This is a genomic window from Streptomyces triticisoli (genome assembly GCF_003270085.1).
GTDB lineage: Bacteria > Actinomycetota > Actinomycetes > Streptomycetales > Streptomycetaceae > Streptomyces > Streptomyces triticisoli.
In genome coordinates this window covers 1-8288 of sequence record NZ_QFDQ01000214.1, presented here as the reverse complement: position 1 = coordinate 8288, position 8288 = coordinate 1, and the positions used below count along the sequence as shown (strand labels likewise).

Below are 8288 nucleotides of genomic sequence, written 5' to 3'. Positions count from 1 at the left end.
CAGCGCCGACATCGACACGGTGTCCGGAGCGACGTACACCAGCGACGGCTACAAGCAGTCGCTGCAGTCCGCACTGGACCAGGCCGGTGGCTGAGGCCGTGGTCGAGTCGGCGAAGGATCCCGCCGCGGTACGTCACGCGGAGGAGGTCATGGGGACGGTCTTCTCCTTCGACGTCCGCGGCGGGGAACCCGACGCGGTGCGGACGGCACTGCGCGAGGCGGTCGCCGGACTGCACCGGGTCGACGAGGTGTTCAGCACCTACCGCGACGACAGTCAGATCTCCCGGCTGGCGCGCGGGGAGCTCACCGTGGAGGATTGCGATCCCGAGGTCGCCGAGGTCCTCGCCCTGGGCGCCGAGGCCGAGCGGGCCGGCGGGGGCTGGTTCAGCCTGCGCTACCGGGGGGACCTGGACCCGACCGGCATCGTCAAGGGCTGGGCCACCGAACGGGCCGCCCGGCGGATCGCGGCGGCGGGCGTGGACGGGGTCAGTGTGAACGGCGGCGGAGACGTGCAACTGCTGGGCTCCCCCGGCCCGCAGCGGCCCTGGCGGGTCGGCGTGTCGGACCCCCTGCGCCCCGGCGGACTGGCCGCGGTGGTCTCCGCGGCGGGTGCGGAGGAGCTGGCGGTGGCCACGTCGGGTACGGCGGAGCGCGGGGCCCATGTCGTGGACCCCCGCACCGGTCGCTCCGCGGTCACCGACCTGGTGGCGGTCACAGTGGTCGCCCCCAGCCTGACCTGGGCGGACTGCTGGGCCACGGCGGCCTTCGCGATGGGCTCGCGGGAGGGGCTCGCCTGGCTGGAGTCGCTGCCGGACGTGGAGGCGCTGCTGATCACGGCGGGGGACGAGGTCAGATGTACAGGTGGCCTCGCCTCCCGACTGGGGTGAGCCGGCCCACCAAGGGGCGCGGGGCCGTGCTGACGTACGGCTCCTCCCCCAAGCTCCTGACGAGCAGGGGGACCCCATCGCGGGCGCGGCCGGCCGCGATGAACCCGCACCCGATCGACGACAGACTCCCCTACGGTGCTCAGTGCCCGTTCTGGGCCAGCCGCAGCAGGTGGTCCGCCAGCGCCTGCCCTCCGCTCGGATCCCGGCTGATCAGCAGCAGAGTGTCGTCGCCGGCGATCGTCCCGAGGATGTCGTGCAGCTCCGCCTGGTCGATCGCCGAGGCGAGGAACTGCGCCGCCCCCGGAGGAGTCCGCAGCACCACGAGATTCGCGGAGGCCTCCGCGGAGATCAGCAGCTCCTGCGAGAGCCGCCGCATCCGCTCCTCCTTGACCGACTCCCCCAGCGGCGCACGCGGCGTGCGGAAACCTCCCTCGCTCGGCACCGCGTAGATCAGGTCGCCGTCGGTGTTGCGGATCTTCACCGCGTTCAGCTCGTCCAGGTCCCGCGACAGCGTCGCCTGGGTGACGCTCAACCCGTCGTCGGCCAGCAGCTTCGCCAACTGGCTCTGCGACCGCACCGGTTGCCGGTTGAGGATGTCCACGATCCGGCGGTGGCGCGCGGTCCGTGTCTGCGGCACGGCGGGCCCGGAGATCGCGGCTTCGATCTGCCCGGCCTGCTCGGCCTGCTCGGTCTGCTCGGTCTGCCCGGCCTGCCCGTGGTCCTGCGCCTGACTCATCGTCGTCTCATTCTCCGGATCGTCCGTCCCCTCCTGCCGCGTCCAGGAGGCCGGGCAGCGCCCCGAGGAAGGCGTCCACCGCGTCGTCGCCGAGGTTCAGCGGCGGCATCAGCCGTACGACGTCGGGGGCGGGCGCGTTCACCAGGAAACCGGCCTCCTGAGCCGCCTGCTGCACCTGCGGCGCACGCGGCTCGGTGAGCACGATACCCAGGAGCAGACCGGCGCCCCGGACCTGGCTGACCAAAGGATGGCCCAGGGACTCGGTTCCCTCGCGCAGCTTCTCGCTCTGCCGCTTGACGTTCTCCAGCAGCCCCTCGCCCGCGATGGTGTCCAGCACCGCGAGTCCGGCGGCGCACGCGACCGGGTTGCCGCCGAAGGTCGTACCGTGCTGGCCGGGCCGGAGCAGTTCGGCGGCCCGCCCGAAGGCGACGGTGGCGCCGAGCGGCAGCCCTCCGCCGAGGCCCTTGGCGAGGGTGACGACGTCCGGCAGGACGCCCTCGTGTGCCTGGTACTCGAACCAGTGTCCGGTGCGGCCGATGCCGGTCTGCACCTCGTCGAGGACCAGCAGCGCGCCGGTGGCCGCCGTGATCGCGCGGGCCGCCTTCAGATAGCCGGGCGGGGGCACGACGACGCCGTTCTCGCCCTGGATGGGCTCGATGACGACGAGGGCGGTGTCCTCGGTGACGGCGGCGGCCAGCGCCTGCGCGTCCCCGTACGGCACATGGGTGACCTCGCCGGGCAGCGGCAGGAACGGCTCCTGCTTGCCGGGCTGGCCGGTGAGCGCGAGGGCGCCCATCGTACGGCCGTGGAAGCCGCCCTCGGTGGCGACCATGTGCCGGCGGCCCGTCAGCCGGCCGATCTTGAAGGCGCCCTCGTTGGCCTCGGCGCCGGAGTTGCAGAAGAACACCTTGCCGTCCCGGCCGAAGAGCTGCAGCAGGCGCTCGGCGAGGGCGACGGGCGGTTCGGCGACGAACAGGTTGGAGACGTGCCCGAGGGAGGCGATCTGCCGGCTGACGGCCTCGACGACGGCGGGGTGTGCGTGGCCGAGCGCGTTGACCGCGATGCCGCCGACGAAGTCCAGGTACTCGTTGCCGTCGGCGTCCCAGAGCTTCGTGCCCTCGCCGCGGACGAGGGGCAGGCGCGGCGTGCCGTAGTTGTTCATGAGCGCGCCCTGCCAGCGCGCGGTCAGCTGCTCGTTGCTCACGCCCTGGTTCACGTCCTGATTGCTCATGACTCCCCCTGTTCGTCCGGCACGACCATCGTGCCGATGCCTTCGTCGGTGAAGATCTCCAGCAGGATCGAGTGCTGGACCCGGCCGTCGAGGACGCGGGCGGTGCGCACCCCGTTGCGCACGGCGTGCAGGCAGCCCTCCATCTTCGGGGCCATGCCGGAGGACAGCTCCGGCAGCAGCTTCTCCAGCTCGCTCGCGGTCAGACGGCTGATCACCTCGTCGGAGTTCGGCCAGTCCTCGTAGAGGCCCTCGACGTCGGTGAGAACCATGAGGGTTTCGGCGCCCAGTGCCGCAGCGAGTGCCGCAGCCGCCGTATCAGCATTGACGTTGTAGACATGCCCCTTGTCACCGTCGTCCCGGGAGCGGGCGATCGAGGAGACGACCGGGATACGGCCGTCGGCGAGCAGTGCCTCGATCGCGCCCGTGTCGATCTCGGTGATCTCGCCCACCCGTCCGATGTCGACCGGCTCGCCGTCGATCTCGGGGGTGTGCTTGGTGGCGGTGATGGTGTGCGCGTCCTCGCCGGTGAGGCCGACGGCGAACGGCCCGTGCTGGTTGAGCAGCCCGACCAGCTCCCGCTGCACCTGACCGGCCAGCACCATCCGTACGACGTCCATGGCCTCCTCGGTGGTGACCCTGAGGCCGGCCTTGAACTCGCTGACGATGCCGTGCTTGTCGAGCGCCCGGCTGATCTGCGGGCCGCCGCCGTGCACGACGACCGGTTTCAGACCGGCGTGCCGCAGGAAGACGACGTCCTGGGCGAAGGCGGCCTTCAGCTCCTCGTTCACCATGGCGTTGCCGCCGAACTTGATGACGACGGTCCTGCCGTGGTGCCGGGTCAGCCAGGGCAGGGCCTCGATGAGGGTCTGGGCCTTGGGCAGGGCGGTGTGCTTGCGGGTCGGGGACTTTCCCTCTTCTGAGTGATTGACCGTCATAGTCGACTTTCGGAAAGATTTCGGATCAGCCGCCGGGCGGGCGGTGTTGGCCTGTGGAGGCGACGTAAGACTCATCCCGGACTCGTCCTGGAGGAGCGGTCGCCGGTGAAGCGGAAACCCTCGTCGGCGACGACGAGGACCCGCGACAACCAAGCGGGCACGTCAAGACGAATAGGCGCTGTTCTCGTGGACATAGTCGGCCGTGAGGTCGTTGGTCCAGATTGTTGCCGATTCACTGCCTGCCGCGAGGTCCGCGACGATGTGGACCTCGCGGTAGCGCATGTCGACCTTCTCGCGGTCCTCGCCGACGCTGCCGTTCTTGCACACCCAGACGCCGTTGATGGCGACGTTCAGCTGGTCGGGCTCGAAGGCGGCCTCGGTGGTGCCGATCGCGGACAGGACGCGGCCCCAGTTGGGGTCCTCGCCGTGGATGGCGCACTTGAGGAGGTTGTTGCGGGCGATGGAGCGGCCCACCTCCACGGCGTCGTCCTCCGTCGCTGCGTTGATCACCTCGACCTTGATGTCCTTGCCGGCGCCCTCGGCGTCCCGGATGAGCTGCTGCCCCAGGTCGTCGCACACCGCACGTACGGCTTCGGCGAACTCCTCGTGTTCCGGGGTGACCTCGGAGGCACCGGAGGCGAGCAGCAGCACGGTGTCGTTGGTGGACATGCAGCCGTCGGAGTCGACGCGGTCGAAGGTGACCCTGGTGGCGGCGCGCAGCGCCTTGTCGAGTACGTCGGCCCCGAGGTCGGCGTCGGTGGTGAGGACGACGAGCATGGTGGCGAGGCCGGGGGCGAGCATGCCGGCGCCCTTGGCCATGCCGCCGACGGTCCAGCCGTCCTTCGTCACGACCGACGTCTTGTGGACGGTGTCGGTGGTCTTGATCGCGATGGCGGCCTTCTCACCGCCGTGCTCGGAGAGCTGGGCGGCGGCCGTCCCGACGCCGGGCAGCAGCTTGTCCATGGGGAGCAGGACGCCGATCAGGCCGGTGGAGCAGACGGCGACCTCGATGGCGCCGACGCCGAGCACCTCGGCCGCCTTCTCGGCGGTGGCGTGGGTGTCCTGGAAGCCCTTGGGGCCCGTGCAGGCGTTGGCGCCGCCGGAGTTGAGGACGACCGCGGTCAGCCGGCCGGTCTTGAGGACCTGCTCGGACCACTGCACCGGGGCCGCCTTGACGCGGTTGGAGGTGAAGACGCCGGCGGCGGCGCGGCGGGGCCCGGTGTTGACCACGAGGGCCAGGTCCGGGTTGCCGTTCTCCTTGATCCCGGCGGCGATGCCCGCCGCCCGGAATCCCTTGGCGGCCGTGACGCTCACGGTGCGACTCCGATCGTGGAAAGTCCGAGTTCCTCGGGGAGGCCGAGGGCGATGTTCATGCTCTGCACGGCGCCGCCCGCGGTGCCCTTGGTCAGGTTGTCGATGGCGCTGATCACGACGACGCGGTGCGCGGCGGGGTCGTACGCGACCTGGAGCTGTACGGCGTTGGAGCCGTACACGGCCGCGGTGGCGGGCCACTGTCCCTCGGGGAGGAGGTGGACGAAGGGCTCGTCGGCGTAGGCCTTCTCGTAGGCGGCGCGCACGGACTCGGCGGTCACGCCGGGCCTGGCCTTCGCACTGCAGGTGGCGAGGATGCCGCGGGGCATCGGCGCGAGGGTGGGTGTGAAGGACACGGTGACCGGCTCCCCCGCCGCCGCGCTGAGGTTCTGGATCATCTCGGGGGTGTGCCGGTGGCCGCCGCCGACGCCGTAGGGGGACATGGACCCCATGACCTCGGAGCCGAGCAGGTGCGGCTTGGGTGCCTTGCCGGCGCCGGAGGTGCCGGAGGCGGCGACGATCACCGCCTCGCTCTCGGCGAGGCCGGCCGCGTACGCCGGGACGAGGGCGAGGGAGACGGCGGTGGGGTAGCAACCGGGTACCGCGATGCGCTTGGACCCCTCCAGCGCGGCGCGGGCACCCGGAAGTTCGGGGAGGCCGTAGGGCCAGGTGCCGGCGTGTGGGGAGTCGTAGAACTTCTCCCAGTCGGCCGGGTCCTTCAGCCGGAAGTCGGCGCCCAGGTCGATGACGAGGACGTCGGGGCCGAGCTGCTCGGCGACGGCGGCGGACTGGCCGTGCGGCAGGGCGAGGAGGACGACGTCGTGCCCGGCGAGGACTTCGGGGGTGGTCTTCACGAGGACACGGTCGGCCAGCGGCAGCAGGTGCGGCTGCAGCGCGCCGAGGCGCTGTCCGGCGTTGGAGTTCCCGGTCAGGGCGCCGATCTCGGCCTCGGGGTGCGCCAGCAGCAGGCGCAGCGCCTCTCCGCCCGCGTATCCACTCGCTCCGGCGACCGCCACACGTACAGCCATGAACCCTCCTCCTCGATGGCATGACTATACGTATCGCTGCAGGTTTATGCAACGACGGCGGTGGCGGGGCAGGGCGGGCCGTCGTGCGGTGGGTGGGTGCGCCGCCCGGGATGCGGGGCTATGCGCGCGAGGGCTGGGCCGGCATTCCGTCGAGGCGGAGGTACCAGCGGCCGGCGCGGCCGGTGACGGTGGTGGTCGACAGGGGCCGGACGTCGATGTTCCAGTAGGTCGACGGGGGCGCCTTCAGGGCGTAGACCAGGGCGGCGCGGATCACGGAGGGTTCGGCCACGGCGACGATGCGGCAGTCGTCCTCGACGGGCCGGGTGTCGAGCCAGCCGCCGACGCGGGTGATGAAGGACAGCAGCGACTCGCCGCCGTGCGGGGTGCCGCGCGGGTCGGCGAGCCAGGCGTCCACGGCCTGGGGCTCGCGGGCCATCGCCTCGCCCAGTGTGAGCCCGCGCCAACGGCCCATGTCGCAGTCGCGCAGGGCGAGCTGGACGAGCGGGGCGTAGCCGAGGGCGTCCCCGGTGGCACGGCTGCGCGGGGTGGGCGAGCAGTAGCGCAGGTCGGCGGCGGCGAGCGGCAGCAGTTCGTGGGCGACCCGCCACACCTCGTCCCAGCCTGCCTGGTCGAGCTGCCGGTCGTCCTGGAACCGCTCGGCGAGCAGCGGGGAGCCGCGTGCCGCGGCGACGAACGTGACCCGAACTGCCATGCGGCGATCGTGGGCCGGGAGGGCAAGCGGGTCAAGGGGTGTGACGTGGAGGTCACCCGGGGGTTGCGAACGCGGACGTCACCTGCCCGGCAGGTGTCCGGGGGCAGCCGGCGGTGGGTGACGGCCCTCCGTCAGGCGTGTGTCTCCGCACAGGCCGTGCGCAGGCGGCGTACGCCCTCGGTGATCTCGGCCGTGCCGGCGACCGCGGCGAAGCTCAGGCGCAGGTGGGGGGCGGGTGGTTCGGCGCTGAAGTAGGGGCGGCCGGGGGTGAGGGCGACGCCGGTGCGCAGGGCGGCGGCGGTCAGGGCGGACTCTCCCCCGGAGCCGAAGGCCTGAAAGGTGCCCCCGGCGCTGTCGGGCAGGCGCAGCCAGAGGTGGTAGCCGCCGGAGGGGACGTGGGGGAGGGCGAGTTCGGGCAGGTGCTGCCGCAGCGCGGTGGTCATCGCGTCGCGGCGGCTCTTCAGCTCGGCGGCGAGGGTGCGCAGATGGCGTGGCCAGGCGGGTGAGCCGACCAGTTCCAGGGCCGCCTCCTGCAAGGGCCGCGGTACGAAGAAGGTGTCGACGACCTGGATGGCGCGCAGCCGTTCCAGGACCGGGCCTCGGGCGACCAGCGCGCCCACCCGGAAACTGGGCGAGGTGGCCTTGGTCAGCGAGCCGACGTGGACGACGACTCCGTCCGGGTCGTCGGCGACGAGCGGGGGCGGCAGGGGGCCGGAGTCCTCGTGCGCGAGCCGCCGTACGAAGTCGTCCTCGACGACGAACGCACCGGCCTCGCGGGCGGTCCGCAGCACCTGCTTGCGCCGTTCGGGGGCGAGGACGGCCCCGGTGGGATTCTGGAACAGGGGCTGGCAGACGAACACGCGGGCGCCGCTCGCCCGGAACGCGTCGGCGAGCAGCTCCGGTTTCACCCCGTCGGCGTCGACGGGCACGGGCACGGGCCGCAGCCCGGAGGAGCGGGCGATGGCCAGCATGCCCGGGTAGGTGGGCGACTCCACCAGGACCGGGGCGCCGGGCGGGGCGAGCGCGCGCAGGGCGGTGGTGAGCGCGGACTGGCCGCCGGCGGTGATCAGGACCTCGGCGGCGGTGACGGTGCCGTCCGGCCCGCCGATGCCGCGCGCGAACCACTCGCGCAGCTCCGGCAGCCCCTCCAGCGGTGGCCGCCCCCAGGCCCCGGGGCGGCGGCCCGCCCGGGAGAGCGCCGCCGCCATGGCCCGCTCGGGCTGGAGCGAGGGGTGCAGATAGCCGCCGTTGAACTCGATCACGCCCGGCGGGGGCGCGGCGAGCGAGACCGTGACGCCGGAGGCGTCCACCGTGCGCGGCACGAGGTCGGCGGCGCCGTCCGCGCTGAGCGCGACCTCCTGCCAGGAGGTGTCGCCGGTGACAGCGGCCGCCGCGCGCCGCGCCGCGCGGAACGCGCCGGCGCCGGGCCGGGTGACCACCAGGCCCTC

Annotated in this window: 9 protein-coding genes; 2 read left to right on the top strand and 7 right to left on the bottom strand. The window is 72.7% G+C overall.

The genetic code is table 11. From position 1 onward, the window contains the following. The coding region (locus DEP02_RS26315; RefSeq protein WP_117434537.1) for an FMN-binding protein at window positions 1-94 on the top strand (94 nt) is incomplete at its 5' end. Window positions 95-149: 55 nt separating this feature from the next. After that, complete coding sequence (locus DEP02_RS26310; RefSeq protein WP_438947800.1) at window positions 150-887, top strand: FAD:protein FMN transferase; 738 nt, start codon at window positions 150-152, stop codon at window positions 885-887. Between the two features lie 139 nt (window positions 888-1026). Here the strand turns inward: DEP02_RS26310 and DEP02_RS26305 are convergent, their stop codons facing one another. The 7 genes from DEP02_RS26305 to DEP02_RS26275 all read right to left on the bottom strand — a co-directional run. Beyond that, on the bottom strand, window positions 1027-1623 hold the full coding sequence (locus tag DEP02_RS26305) for an arginine repressor (RefSeq protein WP_112470173.1): 597 nt from the start codon (window positions 1621-1623) through the stop codon (window positions 1027-1029). 7 nt (window positions 1624-1630) lie between these two features. Continuing rightward, window positions 1631-2827 (bottom strand): acetylornithine transaminase, encoded by a 1197-nt coding sequence (locus DEP02_RS26300; protein WP_112470174.1) that lies wholly within the window; start codon window positions 2825-2827, stop codon window positions 1631-1633. Between the two features lie 23 nt (window positions 2828-2850). Further along, window positions 2851-3789: an acetylglutamate kinase gene (gene argB / locus DEP02_RS26295; RefSeq protein ID WP_112470172.1), complete on the bottom strand. Its 939-nt coding sequence runs from the start codon at window positions 3787-3789 to the stop codon at window positions 2851-2853. Between the two features lie 162 nt (window positions 3790-3951). Then, the gene (gene argJ / locus DEP02_RS26290; RefSeq protein WP_112470171.1) at window positions 3952-5103 is read right to left on the bottom strand and encodes a bifunctional glutamate N-acetyltransferase/amino-acid acetyltransferase ArgJ; all 1152 of its coding nucleotides are present in this window, start codon (window positions 5101-5103) and stop codon (window positions 3952-3954) included. Further along, window positions 5100-6128, bottom strand: a complete 1029-nt coding sequence (argC, locus tag DEP02_RS26285; protein WP_112470170.1) for an N-acetyl-gamma-glutamyl-phosphate reductase — start codon at window positions 6126-6128, stop codon at window positions 5100-5102. The genes argJ and argC overlap by 4 nt, the downstream gene beginning before the upstream one ends. Before the next feature lie 118 nt (window positions 6129-6246). Then, complete coding sequence (locus DEP02_RS26280) at window positions 6247-6840, bottom strand: histidine phosphatase family protein (RefSeq protein ID WP_112470169.1); 594 nt, start codon at window positions 6838-6840, stop codon at window positions 6247-6249. A 131-nt stretch (window positions 6841-6971) separates the two neighbouring features. Beyond that, window positions 6972-8288, bottom strand: a 1317-nt coding sequence (locus tag DEP02_RS26275; RefSeq protein WP_112470168.1) for an aminotransferase-like domain-containing protein, incomplete at its 5' end; no start/stop codon positions are given.